Origin of the sequence: Alteromonas sp. MMG017 (assembly GCF_018100795.1) — a bacterium.
Taxonomy (GTDB): Bacteria; Pseudomonadota; Gammaproteobacteria; order Enterobacterales; family Alteromonadaceae; genus Alteromonas.
The window spans coordinates 260,904-275,811 of record NZ_JAGJDY010000005.1 but is presented as its reverse complement, the minus strand read 5'-3'; the positions used below and the strand labels follow the sequence as shown (position 1 = coordinate 275,811).

At 42.9% G+C, this 14,908-nt stretch carries 9 protein-coding genes and 5 tRNA genes; 2 read left to right on the top strand and 12 right to left on the bottom strand.

What is annotated here, in order from left to right; all coding sequences use genetic code 11:
• Positions 1-128: 128 nt before the first annotated feature.
• Positions 129-1,883, top strand: a complete 1,755-nt coding sequence (locus J8L84_RS10090) for a lysophospholipid acyltransferase family protein (RefSeq protein WP_211070578.1) — start codon at positions 129-131, stop codon at positions 1,881-1,883.
• A 2-nt stretch (positions 1,884-1,885) separates the two neighbouring features.
• Here the strand turns inward: J8L84_RS10090 and dapE are convergent, their stop codons facing one another.
• The 12 genes from dapE to J8L84_RS10030 form a co-directional block, all read right to left on the bottom strand.
• The gene (gene dapE, locus J8L84_RS10085) at positions 1,886-3,049 is read right to left on the bottom strand and encodes a succinyl-diaminopimelate desuccinylase (RefSeq protein WP_211070577.1); all 1,164 of its coding nucleotides are present in this window, start codon (positions 3,047-3,049) and stop codon (positions 1,886-1,888) included.
• A gap of 804 nt (positions 3,050-3,853) precedes the next feature.
• Positions 3,854-5,746: a SurA N-terminal domain-containing protein gene (locus J8L84_RS10080; protein WP_211070576.1), complete on the bottom strand. Its 1,893-nt coding sequence runs from the start codon at positions 5,744-5,746 to the stop codon at positions 3,854-3,856.
• Positions 5,747-6,031: 285 nt separating this feature from the next.
• Complete coding sequence (gene hupB / locus J8L84_RS10075; protein WP_012518978.1) at positions 6,032-6,304, bottom strand: nucleoid-associated protein HU-beta; 273 nt, start codon at positions 6,302-6,304, stop codon at positions 6,032-6,034.
• A 303-nt stretch (positions 6,305-6,607) separates the two neighbouring features.
• Positions 6,608-8,962, bottom strand: a complete 2,355-nt coding sequence (gene lon, locus J8L84_RS10070) for an endopeptidase La (RefSeq protein ID WP_211070575.1) — start codon at positions 8,960-8,962, stop codon at positions 6,608-6,610.
• A 439-nt stretch (positions 8,963-9,401) separates the two neighbouring features.
• On the bottom strand, positions 9,402-10,679 hold the full coding sequence (clpX, locus tag J8L84_RS10065; protein WP_211070574.1) for an ATP-dependent protease ATP-binding subunit ClpX: 1,278 nt from the start codon (positions 10,677-10,679) through the stop codon (positions 9,402-9,404).
• 78 nt (positions 10,680-10,757) lie between these two features.
• The gene (gene clpP, locus J8L84_RS10060) at positions 10,758-11,387 is read right to left on the bottom strand and encodes an ATP-dependent Clp endopeptidase proteolytic subunit ClpP (RefSeq protein ID WP_013783304.1); all 630 of its coding nucleotides are present in this window, start codon (positions 11,385-11,387) and stop codon (positions 10,758-10,760) included.
• Positions 11,388-11,485: 98 nt separating this feature from the next.
• Positions 11,486-12,790 (bottom strand): trigger factor, encoded by a 1,305-nt coding sequence (gene tig / locus J8L84_RS10055; protein WP_013783303.1) that lies wholly within the window; start codon positions 12,788-12,790, stop codon positions 11,486-11,488.
• A gap of 310 nt (positions 12,791-13,100) precedes the next feature.
• Positions 13,101-13,177: transfer RNA gene (locus J8L84_RS10050), tRNA-Pro, on the bottom strand.
• Positions 13,178-13,218: 41 nt separating this feature from the next.
• A tRNA-Leu gene (locus tag J8L84_RS10045) sits at positions 13,219-13,303 on the bottom strand.
• 7 nt (positions 13,304-13,310) lie between these two features.
• Positions 13,311-13,386: transfer RNA gene (locus J8L84_RS10040), tRNA-His, on the bottom strand.
• Between the two features lie 97 nt (positions 13,387-13,483).
• Positions 13,484-13,560, bottom strand: a tRNA-Arg gene (locus J8L84_RS10035).
• A 25-nt stretch (positions 13,561-13,585) separates the two neighbouring features.
• A tRNA-Pro gene (locus tag J8L84_RS10030) sits at positions 13,586-13,662 on the bottom strand.
• Between the two features lie 387 nt (positions 13,663-14,049).
• Between J8L84_RS10030 and folD the strand changes: the two genes are divergently transcribed.
• Positions 14,050-14,904 (top strand): bifunctional methylenetetrahydrofolate dehydrogenase/methenyltetrahydrofolate cyclohydrolase FolD, encoded by an 855-nt coding sequence (gene folD / locus J8L84_RS10025; RefSeq protein ID WP_211070573.1) that lies wholly within the window; start codon positions 14,050-14,052, stop codon positions 14,902-14,904.
• Positions 14,905-14,908 lie beyond the last annotated feature (4 nt).

The window sequence follows — 14,908 nt, the reverse complement described above, 5'->3', positions numbered from 1 at the left end:
GCATACCACTTAAACCCGCGTTTCATAATGCACGGAACGCGGGTCTCTGCATTGTCAGATAACTGACATCAAACTGTGTGAAAAACGTCACATTCCCCTGCTATTGTTCGCAAAAACCGAGAAAGACTATGTTTACAGTTGATGAAGTACTAAATAAACACTATCCCCAAGTGGCTAACAACCCCTTGTTGTTTAGGTCTTTATCGTTTGTGCTGCGCCACCTTTTGCATGAACGAGAAATAATAGAGTTCGGCGAAACCTACCCCCACTACGAAGATATCGACTTTGTTGAGCAAGTGCTCGAATACTTCAATATTAGCTACTCTACCCGTGACGTAGAGAAAGAGCGTATTCCATCACAAGGACGCGTGGTGATTATTGCCAATCACCCTATCGGCTCACTAGACGCCCTTGCGTTAATTAAGTTGGTGAGTGAAGTTCGTCACGATTTAAAAGTCGTGGCGAACCAAATGCTCATGGCCATTGAGCCTTTGCACGATATGTTACTGCCAGTAAACAACATGCAAGGCGGTACGCCGAAACAGCATTTAAGCGCTATACAAGAACACTTGCGTTCAGACGGCGCCATTTTAATCTTTCCCGCTGGGGAAGTGTCACGACTACGACCTCAAGGTGTAAGAGATACGCTTTGGCATTCCGGTTTTTTGCGCATCGCCCGACAAGCCAAATCCCCTATTCTTCCGGTTTATATTGATGCCAAAAATAGCCCGCTGTTTTATGGGGTGTCTATGGTATACAAACCCTTAGCCACTGCGCTGCTAGTAAAAGAAATGTTTAAGCAACGCAAGAAACACCTTCCTATGCGAATAGGCGAGCTTATTCCCTTTGAGTCTTACCAACAAACCAGCATAGCGCTTAAAGATCAGGTGAAACTATTTAAACGCCACTTATATCGAATTGGCAGCAACAAGAAAGGTATTTTCGACACCCAAGCCCCAGTGGCCATGCCGGAAGACAGAAAAGAGCTTTCCCGTGCAATGAAGCAATGTGAACACTTAGGCCATACCAGTGATGGTCAGTCGATATATTTATACCAACATAAAAATTGCTCACCAATTATGCGTGAAATTGGTCGCTTGAGAGAAATTGCATTTCGGGCAGTGGGCGAAGGCACGAACAAACGCCGTGATATAGACCAATACGATACTCATTATTATCATTTGATTTTGTGGGATGAAAGTAATTTAGAAATCGTAGGCGCTTATCGATTTGGAGATGCAGAAATACTGAGTCAACAAGACCACCCTACGGGGTTATATTCAGCCACCTTGTTCGATTATGGCACCGGCAAGACTAATACCGATGCTAGTGCTAATGCCACCATGTTTGGTGCAGGGTTAGAACTGGGCAGAAGCTTTGTACAACCCTGCTATTGGGGTAAACGTAGCCTAGATTATTTATGGGTAGGCATTGGCGCGTTTTTAAATCGTTACCCGAAATACCGATATATGTTTGGGGCCGTGTCGTTAAGTAACGCTTATCCTCAGCCAGCTAAAGATTTGATCGTACAGTTTTACTCAATTTACTTTCCGGCTAAATTTGGCCAAGCTAAATCGAAACGCCCTTATCAAATGTCGCAAGATGCCTTGTATACCTTTACAGGTAAAGACTACAAATCTGAGTTTACCCAGTTAAAGCATCTACTCGCTAATATGGGGGTTAATGTACCTACTTTATACAAGCAATACAGTGAACTCTCGAAAACGGGTGGAGTGGCCTTCCTCGATTTCAATGTAGATCCTGATTTTAACGACTGCATAGATGGCTTGGTAGTGGTCGATTTAGAAGCGCTAACGCCAAAGAAAAAGGAACGTTATTTAGGAGCAACTCAATTAAAGCCTGAATTGAAGAAGTCGGCGTAAATTTATAGGCTTAGCAGAATATCGGTGAAGATATCTTCTAACGTTACTATATCCGATAAATGCACATGCTCGTTAACTTGATGAATAGTAGCATTTGGCACACCCAGTTCTACCACTTGGGTTGTGTCTGATGCGAAAAACCGTCCGTCTGATGTTCCTCCAGAGGTGCTGACTAGGGGGTATCTGCCTGTGGCTTGCACAATGGCTTTTTCTGCAATAGTAATTAAGCAGCGCTTTTGCGTATTGGTGCTACTCATATAGGATTCACAAGGTCTAGACCAGCTTACCCACGCGCCGCCATCTACCTCGCCAATAATACTTGCTAGCAACTTAACTAGGCTGTCGCGGTTAAATTGCCATGCATAGCGCACATTAAATTCAATACGTGTACTTCCCGGCGCTAAATTATCAGTAAAAGCGCCCGTATCAACGTGAGTGACTTGCAGGGATGTACCTGGAAAGTCTAGGCTACCTTGTTCAAATTCATAAGAGGATAACGCCTGTATAATTCTGCTTGCTTTGTGAATAGCGTTATCGCAGGTATGTGGGTAGGCTACGTGCCCCTGTTTACCCGATACGACAATAGAGCCTGATAAGGAACCTCTACGTCCTACCTTTATGGTATCGCCAGTAGAATGCGTAGCAGTAGGCTCGCCCACTAAGCACATATCAAGGGTAATTTGTTTAGCATCTAAATAGGCCTTTATCCATTTAGAACCATATTCAGCCTCGCCTTCTTCATCACTGGTAATCAACCACCAATAGGTAAATTGGTTCGAGTCCATTGATGGGAGCGCTCTTTCTGTGGCTGCTAGCATAGCAGCAACACCCGTTTTCATGTCGGCAGCGCCACGACCATAAAGTTTATTTTGGCTTATCGCTGGGCAAAAAGGGTTAGATTTCCATTTTTCCGGCGGCCCTGGTGGCACCACATCGGTGTGGCCAGAAAAAGCAAAGTGGGTAGGCCCATTACCCCATTTAGCAATTAAATTAGTCACCCCTTTTACTTTGTGCTTTTCACATACAAAGCCTAGCTTTTCCAAACGATGCATAAGATAGCTTTGACACCCTGCATCAACTGGGGTGATGGATTCCCGTGCCATAAGCACCTCAGCAAAATAAATGCTTCTAGCGTGGTGAACTAAGGACAGTGCTGTAGTGTTCATAAGGGTAAATGAAGTCTATTAGTTTGCTTACCCGTTATTACACAAAGTAAAGATGACACGGGGATAACAAAATTAAGACAAGAAAATGACAAAGAAAAGGATAAACAAACCGAAGTAAGTAAAACGAGGTTAATACAGCAAGGACAGTCTAACCGCTTAGCTTCTAGTTTGTTATTTACTACCTCATTCATTACTAGCTTATTAGTTACTAGCGCATTAATGACTATTACAGGTATCAATGCCCCCGAAAATTAAAATAACCCGCAGGCTAAACTGTATTCCCTTTCTAGACTGTACTCATATATAGTTAGAGTTATGGTTTATCGTTAAACTTATAATCATGCAGTGGGATTGACTTACTACTGAAAGCTACTGCACTACACATAATGTGATGCCCCTTTACCGATACAACGCGAGGTCGAGTTTTGCTAAAGATTATTGTACTGATACCACTTATCTTGTCGTTATTGTGGTTTGGCTACTTAAGGCTGAATAGCTATTCCCTAGCGCAGGGTAAACAAGGTTTTACTTACATACTGGTATTGTCGAGTGTTATTGCGGCTTTTTACGCTCTCATGCTTTTTCTCACCCATTAGTACTTTTACTTATTAAAGACAAACGCCCACAAAAAAAGCCAGTGTTGGCGAAGCGATAACAACATCGCTTGTTCAACACTGGCTTTTTTTCGTATTTTTGGCTTACCGTTAAGAATAAATAAAACGAGCGCTAGGACTAAAACATAATAGTTTTACGTTTCAGCCCGCTTATATTCTCGCCAGCCCCTAAACAGTAAGCTCAATAATACTAAAGGCTTTCAGACACCGTCACATCGGCATCAGCACGTAATGCTTCAATAAACTGTTGGTAAACACGTTGACCTTGCATCTGTGCTAAACGAGGTTTCAGACTTTCTGACATCTCAGCACTTAGCGTAGGCGCACTATTCACTTTAACAAGCTCGACAATGGCAACGTCACCGTTCACGGTTGCAATCACATCTACGCGCTTTTCAGCTTCACTAGATAAGGTAAACAGTTTATCTACGATACTGCGGTTTAATGTACTACCACTTCTCGCTACAGCTTCAGCAGTTTCCCAGCTTAGTGATTTTTCCGCTAATGTAGACGCTACACTTTCACCTTGTTTCAGCGAATCAACAATACCTGTAGCCCAGCTCTCAGCCGCTTCTTGCGCCTTCTGTGCTTTCACTGTTGCTACAATACCTTCACGAACTTCGTCTAGCGCTTGAGTACGCTGTGGCAAATGTTCTACAACACGCACTACAACTACCGTTTCATCATCTAACTCGATAATGTCACTGTTAACGCCTTCATCAATAAGTTCAGAAGAAAACGCGACTTCAGTCAGTGCTGGTGAGCTCATATCTACTGGCGCAGTGTTACGACTAAACAAGCCAGTTTCTTGCACAGGTAAATCAACTGCATTAGCGACATCTTCTAGTGTATCTGGCACTTCAAATGCAATTTCAGCCATGGTGTTCTGCAACTCAAAGAATTCTTCTAATGCTTTGTCGGTTAGCAATGTTTCGCGGATTTCTGCTTCTACATCTTCAAATGCTTGAACTTGCGCTTCTTTAAGTTCAGTTAATTTAATGATGTGAAAACCGAACTCAGTTTCAACAACGTCGGTATAGTCACCCACATTGGCTAAACTAAATACCGCTTCATCAAACGCATCGTCCATCATTCCAGGCGTAATGAAATCTAGATCACCGCCATTTTCAGCAGAAAAGGTGTCATCTGAACTGCTTTCAGCTAACTCTGCAAAATCAGCACCGTCGTTCAGTTGTTCTAAAAGCGCTTGAGTTTTCGCTTTCGCTGCTTCAGCGTCATCGCCAGCTTCAATAAGAATATGTGACACACGACGCTCTTCTTCTTTGCCATAACCGCTTAGGTTATTGTCATAGTAAGTGCGAACGGCGTCGTCATCTACGCTTACGCGGCTTTTAACGTCTTCTACTGTAAGTGATACATAGGCAAGCTTAATTTGCTCTTCGGTATCAAATGCAGTGATGTTAGCGTTGTAATATTCAGCAATGTCATCTTCTGTTACTTCCACCGACTCGGCGAATGAAGCAGAATCAATCATCACGTACTTAGCGTCACGAGTTTGAAGTTGCAATGCATTTGCACGTTCAGCTTCACTAGGTAACGTAAACTCAGAATTTGTTAACGCAGCAGCCAATTGATTTTGTGTCATTTGAATTCGTAAGTAGTCACGGAAGTCAGCAACCTGAAAACCGTTTTGACGCAAGATAGTTTGGAAACGGTCGTTGTCAAATTGACCACCGAACTGAAACTCTGGCATTTGTACGATAGTTTCACGAATTTGCGCATCGCTAACGCGCAAGCCCATTTCCTGTGCTTGTTGCTGAATTAGTTTTTCAGCAATAAGTCTATCTAGTACGTTACGACGAAAGTCACTTAAATACTGTTCGCTTGAAAACAACTGGGCAATGCTTTCGCCAAATTGTGATTCCATTTGTGCCCGTTGGTTCTGATAACCGCGTTCTAATTCCTGAGCAGAAATTTCTTCGCCATTAACTGTTGCTACTGCCGTAGTACCTGAAGACGTCAGGTAGCTTCCTACACCAGCAAACACGAAACTCAATACGATAAGGGCAATAATTGCCATTGCCCATGGGCCTTGAGAACCTTCTCTGATTCTTTCTAGCATGATTGTTCTTCAACTCCGTTGCTTACTACACTTGCCCTTTAGCGTTGGATAATGCCTACGCTAACATCATGGCAAAAAATAAGCGGTGATTATAACCTAATACCTGTGAAGATAAACGGCTTAACAAAAACTAATCCTTCTATTGTTCAATAAAACCGCAGCGTGGTGCGCAATGCACTGTCGCGCTATAGGTGAGATAAAGAAAATAGTGGGAAATGATAAATTCGGCGTTACAAATAAAAAAGGCGATGGCATAAGCCATCGCCTTTTTCTTGCAAGTTTTGCTTAGTTACAAGCGTCTTTCAGAGCTTTACCAGCTTTGAAAGAAGGAACTTTCGCCGCTGAAATCTGAATAGTCTCACCAGTTTGTGGATTACGACCACTACGAGCAGAGCGCTCACGTACTGAGAAAGTACCGAAACCGACTAGTGCCACTTGGTCACCGTCTTTAAGTGCTGCAGTTACTGAGTCAGTGAATGCATCTAGAGCGCGGCCGGCAGCTGCTTTTGAAATATCTGCGCCAGCAGCAATTTGGTCGATAAGTTGAGACTTGTTCACTATTATGATCCCCTTCGATTGTTATTATACTGTTTGTCCAAAACGATTTGATTGAACGTTATAGCAAGCTTGATTCTGAACATCAAGCATCTGTCACAATTAATTAACTTTTATTGAATCGCTGCAATCCCTTTTGTGGCAAGGCTTCAAGCGAATACAAATTAAAGGTAACACAACTCTTGCGACAAGAAAGCCCTATTTTGAAAAAAATAGGCGAATTGGCGAAGGTATGCACACTTTTTAATCAATTATTGCAAATTTAAGGCTGCAAGCCTTTAAAATTAGGACATGCAGCCAACCATTTTAGCTTTTCGTTGCAACCTCAAAAGACTCTACTGGCTCTTGAAGTGCAATATCAAGCACATCATCAATCCACTTTACAGGGTGAATTGATAAATCTTTTTTCACATTTTCTGGAATTTCTTCCAGATCACGTTCATTTTCTGCTGGAATAACCACCGTTTTAATTCCACCACGGTGTGCGGCCAGTAGCTTTTCTTTCAAACCACCAATGGCTAATACTTCACCACGTAGTGTGATTTCACCGGTCATGGCCACATCGCATTTAACAGGGTTACCTGTTAACGATGACACTAAAGCAGTACACATTGCGATACCCGCACTTGGGCCATCTTTTGGTGTAGCACCTTCAGGCACGTGCACGTGAATATCGCGTTTTTCATAAAAATCTTCGTTAATACGAAGCTTTTCAGCGCGACTGCGCACAACCGTCATTGCAGCTTTAATAGATTCCTGCATAACATCACCAAGCGAACCGGTTGATGTCATTTTGCCTTTACCCGGCACGGACGTGGTTTCAATAGTCAGTAAATCACCACCTACTTGTGTCCATGCTAACCCGGTAACTTGGCCAATTTGATTGTCTTTATCAGCTTTACCGTAATCGAAGCGTTGTACGCCTAAGTAATCCTTAAGATTATCTTGGGTCACTGACACTTTATCTTTGCTCTTAGTCAGCAGGATATCTTTTACGGCTTTACGACATACCTTAGAAATTTCACGCTCTAAGCTACGTACACCAGCTTCACGGGTGTAATAACGAATCATGCCGATAATGGCCGATTCGGTAATCTCAAGCTCTTTAGACTTAAGCCCATTACGTTCCATTTGCTTGCTGATTAAGTGACGTGTTGCAATATTGAGTTTTTCGTCTTCGGTATAACCAGAAAGACGAATAACTTCCATACGATCAAGTAACGGGCCCGGAATATTCATGCTATTCGAGGTAGCCACAAACATTACATCAGATAAGTCGTAATCCACTTCTAAATAGTGGTCACTGAAACTATTATTCTGCTCTGGGTCAAGCACTTCTAGTAAGGCAGACGCTGGGTCACCGCGCATATCAGACGACATCTTATCAATTTCATCTAATAGGAAAAGTGGGTTTTTCACCCCTACCTTTGCCATCTTTTGCACTAGCTTACCGGGCAATGAGCCAATGTAGGTACGTCTGTGCCCACGAATTTCAGCTTCATCACGCACGCCGCCCAATGCCATACGTACATACTTGCGCCCTGTCGCTTTCGCAACAGATTGGCCTAGAGAGGTTTTACCTACGCCAGGAGGCCCTACAAGACACAAAATGGGTCCTTTAAGCTTCTTAACACGCTGTTGTACCGCAAGATATTCTAAAATGCGTTCTTTGACTTTCTCTAAACCGTAATGGTCTTCATTTAAAACCACTTCAGCGCGAGATAAATCTTTCTTCACCGGGGAGCGTTTATTCCACGGTACATTGGTTAGCCACTCGATATAGCTGCGTAACACAGTAGCTTCTGCCGACATAGGCGACATCATCTTAAGCTTTTGTAGCTCAGACTTTGCTTTGTCTAACGCTTCTTGCGGCATTTTAGCGTCTTCGATTTTCTTCGCTAACGCTTCAAATTCGTCTGGTGCATCATCAAGCTCACCGAGTTCTTTTTGAATGGCTTTCATTTGCTCATTCAAGTAGTACTCACGCTGGCTTTTTTCCATTTGCTTTTTAACACGGGTGCGAATTTTCTTCTCAACCTGTAGCAAATCGATTTCACCTTCCATCAAGGCCATTAAATACTCAAGGCGTTCGTTCACCCCTTTCATTTCTAGCACTTTCTGTTTTTCGGTGAGTTTAAGTGGCATGTGCGCGGCCATGGTGTCTGCTAAGCGTGCAGCATCTTCAATACCATTTAGCGACGTAAGTACCTCAGGCGGTATTTTTTTGTTTAGCTTAACGTAACCTTCAAACTGCGATACCGCAGAGCGAATAAGCACTTCTTGCTCGCTCTCATCGATAGCACCGTCTTCAATTTTATTTACCTTAGCAACAAAGAAAGGCTCTGATTGCTCATAACCTTCAACTTCACCACGCACACTCCCTTCTACTAACACTTTTACGGTGCCGTCAGGTAGTTTCAAAAGTTGAAGAATGGTAGCAATAGTACCAACGGTATAAATGTCATCGGCATCAGGTTCGTCTACACCGGCATCTTTCTGGGCCACTAAGAAAATCTGTTTCTCGTTTTCCATTGCCGCTTCAAGACAACGGATCGATTTTTCTCGCCCGACAAATAAGGGTATGACCATATGCGGATAAACAACCACGTCCCTTAAGGCAAGCACAGGAATTTCAATGCGATTTTCTCGCTCAACTGTCATACGTGTTCTCTATTAGTTAGCATTGTCGATTGATATGGGGATGCTAGGGCAAAGTTCAAATAAAACATTCTTAATGTACGTAAATTCGCTGCTTTCCCTGCTTTTCTTTACCATTATCGATTTTAGACCGTATGGCAACAGTTTGTTGCCGAATCTATCAGAAAGGATAGGTTAAACGAGTTTGTTTGCTTAAATAACCAGCAAGTTGTTTTTTAAAAGGCAGAGAAAAGCTGGTTCACGCTATATTGGAAAGCGTAAAATTTTAGCATCACGTTACACATTTGAGATAAAAACTCTGAATATTGAATTTGAATTTGAAGTTGGGTTGGGTTGGGTTGGGTTGTAAGGCGAGATTAGCACTACCTAATGCAGGCGCATTTTTTACGCCTCTCGAAAACAAAAAAGGCCCCGAAGGACCTTTTTTTGAAAGTAAACAGGCTTACTCAGAAGCCGCTTTCTTATCTGTATTGTCGTAAATTAAAATAGGTTTTGATTCGCCACGAATGACGGTTTCATCAATAACTACTTTACTTACGTCTACCGCAGACGGTAATTCGTACATGGTATCAAGCAAAACAGCTTCAACAATTGAACGAAGACCACGGGCACCGGTTTTACGATCCATCGCCTTTTTAGCGATAGCGTGCAATGCGTCGTCACGGAACTCAAGTTCCACATCTTCCATATCAAATAATGCTGAGTACTGCTTCGTAATCGCATTCTTAGGCTCTTTAAGAATTTGAATCAAGGCTTCTTCATTCAATTCTTCAAGGCTAGTTACCACAGGTAGACGACCGATAAATTCAGGAATTAACCCGTATTTGACCAAGTCTTGTGGTTCTACTTGCTTGAACAACTCGCTTATTTTCGCGGTGTTTTGAGATTTAGACTTAACAGCCGCACCGAATCCAATACCCGTGCCCTTTTGTGCACGTTGTTCAATAACCTTATCTAGGCCAGCGAACGCACCACCACAAATAAACAGAATCTTAGAGGTATCTACCTGCAAAAACTCTTGCTGTGGATGCTTACGGCCGCCTTGTGGAGGCACTGAAGCAACAGTACCTTCAATAAGCTTAAGCAATGCTTGCTGTACACCTTCACCCGATACATCACGAGTAATAGATGGGTTATCTGATTTACGCGAAATTTTATCAATTTCATCAATGTAGACAATGCCGCGTTGGGCTTTTTCTACATCGTAATCACATTTTTGCAGAAGCTTTTGAATGATGTTTTCAACATCTTCACCCACATAACCGGCTTCGGTTAATGTCGTTGCATCTGCCATTGTGAACGGAACGTCAAGCAAACGTGCAAGGGTTTCTGCCAGTAATGTTTTACCACTACCCGTTGGCCCGATAAGTAGGATATTACTCTTACCAAGCTCCACACCATCGTGCACATCACCGTTACGCAAACGTTTGTAATGGTTATACACCGCTACAGACAATACTTTTTTGGCGTGCTCTTGACCGATAACGTAGTCATCTAAGTGTGCATGGATTTCATTTGGCTTTGGTAAAGCATCCTGCTTTTGCTTAGGCGCGATTTCCTTGATTTCTTCGCGAATGATATCGTTACATAACTCAACACACTCATCGCAAATAAATACCGACGGGCCTGCTATTAACTTTCTTACTTCGTGTTGGCTTTTGCCACAAAACGAGCAGTACAGTAACTTGTTATCACCGTCACCGCTTTGTTTATCACTCATTACTATTGCCTCTGCCTTGCCTGAACCGAAAACCAAATCGTGCCAAGCACTAGTTCAGGTCTACTATATATAACTATACTACTTAGTTGCAGCCGCGTCAGATCGATTTGTCATAACTTGGTCGATCAAGCCGTATTCTTTGGCTTCAGTTGCACTAAGGAAGTTGTCACGATCGGTGTCGTGGGCAACTTTTTCGTAATCTTGTCCAGTGTGTTGCGCCATTAAGCGGTTCAACTTCTCTTTAATAGACAGGATTTCTTTCGCATGAATTTCAAAATCTGATGCTTGACCTTGGAAACCACCTAAAGGTTGGTGAATCATCACGCGAGAATTTGGTAAACAGTAACGCTTACCTTTAGCGCCACCAGATAGCAGGAACGCACCCATGCTAGCCGCTTGACCCACACATACTGTGCTTACGTCTGGCTTGATGAAATTCATGGTGTCGTAAATTGCCATACCCGCAGTTACAGAACCGCCAGGTGAATTGATATAAAGGAAAATGTCTTTTTCTGGATTTTCAGCTTCCAAAAATAGCATTTGAGCCACAATCAGGTTGGCCATGTGGTCTTCTACCTGCCCTACTAAGAAAATAACATTTTCTTTTAGTAGACGAGAATAGATGTCGTACGAACGTTCACCTTTGGAAGTCTGTTCAACTACCATAGGAACAAGTGCATTCATTGGATCAAATGGGGTATTAGTCATAGCTACCTTGATTATCTAGCGTTAAAAACAAAAATGCTCGGAAGGCTCCGAGCATTTAAGCAGTTGCTGACAGGTGAAGTCAATCAGACAGTAAAAAATTACGCCTGTTTGTTCATAACCTCGTCAAAAGCTTTAGTTACTTCGGTAACTTTAGCTTGCTCAAGTACCCACTCAACCGCCTGCTCTTCTAGTGCAACGTTTTGCATTTGCTGCATAAGCTCTTGGTTGTTGTTGTAGTATTCTACAACTTCTTGAGGGTCTTCATACGCAGAAGCAGCAGTTTCGATCATCTCGTTTACTTTTGCTTCGTCAGCTTTAAGTTCGTTTTGCTTAATTACTTCACCTAATAATAGGCCAATTGAAACACGACGCTTGGCATTATCGGTAAATAATTCAGCTGGCAACTCTGGAAGGTTTTGACCACCGCCCTGTTGGCTGAAACGCTGTTTAGCTTGTTCACGTAAAGCGTTAACTTCTTGGTCGATAAGTGCTTGAGGAATATCAAGCTCGTTAGCGTCAACCAATTTAGCAATAACGTCTTCTTTAACCTGAGTTTTAAGTGTTTGATCTAACTCGCGTTGCATGTTCTTACGAACTTCAGCTTTAAGCGCGTCAACACCACCTTCCTGAACACCGAACAAGGTAGCAAACTCTTCGTCAACTTTAGGAAGTGACTGGCCTTCTACTTTTTTCACTGTTACTTGGAATACCGCGTCTTTACCTTTAAGGTTTTCAGCGTGGTAATCTTCAGGGAAAGCGACTTCTACTGTTACTTCTTCGCCCGCTTTCGCGCCAACAAGTGGCTTTTCGAAACCTGGGATCATGCGATCTTGACCTAGTTCAAGTTCGAAATCTTCAGCTTTTCCGCCTTCAAATTCTTCACCGTCGATAGAGCCAACGAAATCGATAACAACTTTATCGTCTTTCTTCGCTTTACGTTTAACTTCTTTCCAAGAAGCGTGTTGCTTCTGTAGCGTTACCATCATGTTATCAAGATCTTCGTCAGTAATTTCTACTACTGGCTTTTCGATTTCGATATCGTTGATGCCTTTAACTTCTACTTCTGGATACACTTCAAAAGAAGCAACAAATTCCAAATCCTGACCATCTTCATCTTTAGTCAGTTCGAAATTAGGCATACCAGCTGGTTGAATTTTTTCTTGAACGATAGCCTGGTAGAAGTTTTGCTGCATTACATCACCAGCAATTTCTTGACGCACTGCTTGGCCGAAACGCTTTTTGATTACGCTTACTGGTACCTTGCCTGGGCGGAAACCGTTGATTCGTTGCGTTTTCGCCAATTGCTGTAGGCGAGATTTAACAGCTGAATCAATAGCGTCAGCTGGAACGGTGATAGTAAGACGGCGTTCTAAACCCTGGGTCGTCTCGACTGAAACTTGCATTATATTACCTCAACTTTACGCCTATTTAAGCGCTTTGTTCTCAATCCCCTCTCCCGTCATGCCTATATGGCATATCACACCGGGGTAGAGGTCGTTTCCGACGTTTGCACTAACAAAACACCACACAATACTGTGTTAATCGCGTATTTGTTACAAACATACGAGTTAAAAAAAGACGCCGTAGTATACAGTCGCAGAGAACGAGAGTCGAGAGGGAAACACAAGTTTGTAACACGCTTTTGAATGATAAGTGTGCAAACGGATAGAAATAAGGAATTTAATAAGGAAAATATAAAGAGGATAGAGTAAATGGTCGGTGAGATAGGATTTGAACCTACGACCCCTTGTACCCAAAACAAGTGCGCTACCAAGCTGCGCCACTCACCGACAGTTACTTACAACAGCTTTTGTAAAAAAAGCTTAAAACATGGTGCGGAAGGAGAGACTTGAACTCTCACGCCGTGAAGCACTGGAACCTAAATCCAGCGTGTCTACCAATTCCACCACTCCCGCGAAAAAGTGGGGTGGACGATGGGGCTCGAACCCACGACAACCGGAATCACAATCCGGGGCTCTACCAACTGAGCTACGCCCACCACTGAGGTGCTTGCAATAAATAAACATGTTGAATTGATAGTACATGTTTACCTTTAAAGATTCGACCAATCCGAATCAGGTCCTACCTGACTCGCATGGCGCGTCCGGCAGGATTCGAACCTGCGACCCACGGCTTAGAAGGCCGTTGCTCTATCCAGCTGAGCTACGGACGCTCGGCGAATCTTCGCTTGCAAAAAATGGTCGGTGAGATAGGATTTGAACCTACGACCCCTTGTACCCAAAACAAGTGCGCTACCAAGCTGCGCCACTCACCGACTGCGTAACGATACGTTTGAAGCAATTTGCGTCTGTGCCGTTACGGGGTGCGAATATTACTGACAAGACCCCACCTCGTCAAACACTTTTTTAAATAAAATATTCAACCGCTCATAAAGCGCCCATAAATGTGCTTTTTTGAGCACTTTGAGCATTTTTCAAACTAATTAAAACCTAAAAACCGATAATTAAATGCGAACCTGAAGGTTCGACACGTGTTTACCTATGATAGACATTTTCATTATTTATCGAAATTTACCTTATATAAGCGCAAATCTTTTTAAACTTTTTGCGATTTACAGTATTTGTGTGTTTCTACTGGTCGCCACATGCTGTTTTATGAAACAATAATTAGCACTTAATGACCACACATTATAATCACTTCTATGACAGCTCATTTAATTGACGGCAAATTAATTGCCAAACAAGTTCGCCAGCATGTTGCTTCTTATGTAGATTCACTTATTAACGCAAAGAAACGTCAACCTGGATTAGCCGTTGTGTTAGTCGGTAGCGATGCCGCCTCACAAGTCTATGTTTCTAACAAACGAAAAGCGTGTGATGAAGTGGGATTTGTATCTCGCTCTTTTGATTTACCCGCCGATACCACAGAAAGCGAACTGTTAGCACTTGTTGACCAATTAAATGACGACAAGGAAATAGACGGCATTTTAGTGCAGTTGCCCTTACCTGCCGGTTTGAATGCAGAAAAAGTATTAGAGCGTATTCACCCCCATAAAGATGTAGATGGCTTCCATCCTTATAATATAGGTAGATTGGCACAACGTATCCCAGCGCTTCGCCCATGCACTCCGAAAGGTATCATGACGATGATTGAGGCCACTAAGCGTCCAGTGAAAGGACTAGACGCTGTGATTGTGGGAGCCTCTAATATTGTGGGTCGCCCAATGAGCTTAGAATTATTGCTTGCGGGTTGTACGGTCACTACTTGTCATAAATTTACACAAGATTTAAAAGCCCACGTAAGTCGTGCAGACCTTCTTGTGGTTGCGGTAGGTAAACCAAACTTTATTCCTGGCGACTGGATTAAGCCCGGCGCTATTGTTATCGATGTAGGTATTAACCGTGTGAGTGACGGTTCATTAGTGGGTGACGTGGACTTTGAGCCAGCCAAACAACGTGCAGGATGGATCACCCCGGTACCTGGTGGTGTGGGTCCCATGACAGTTGCTAGCTTAATAGAAAATACCTTAGAAGCTTACGTTAAATACCACTCTTAAGTTG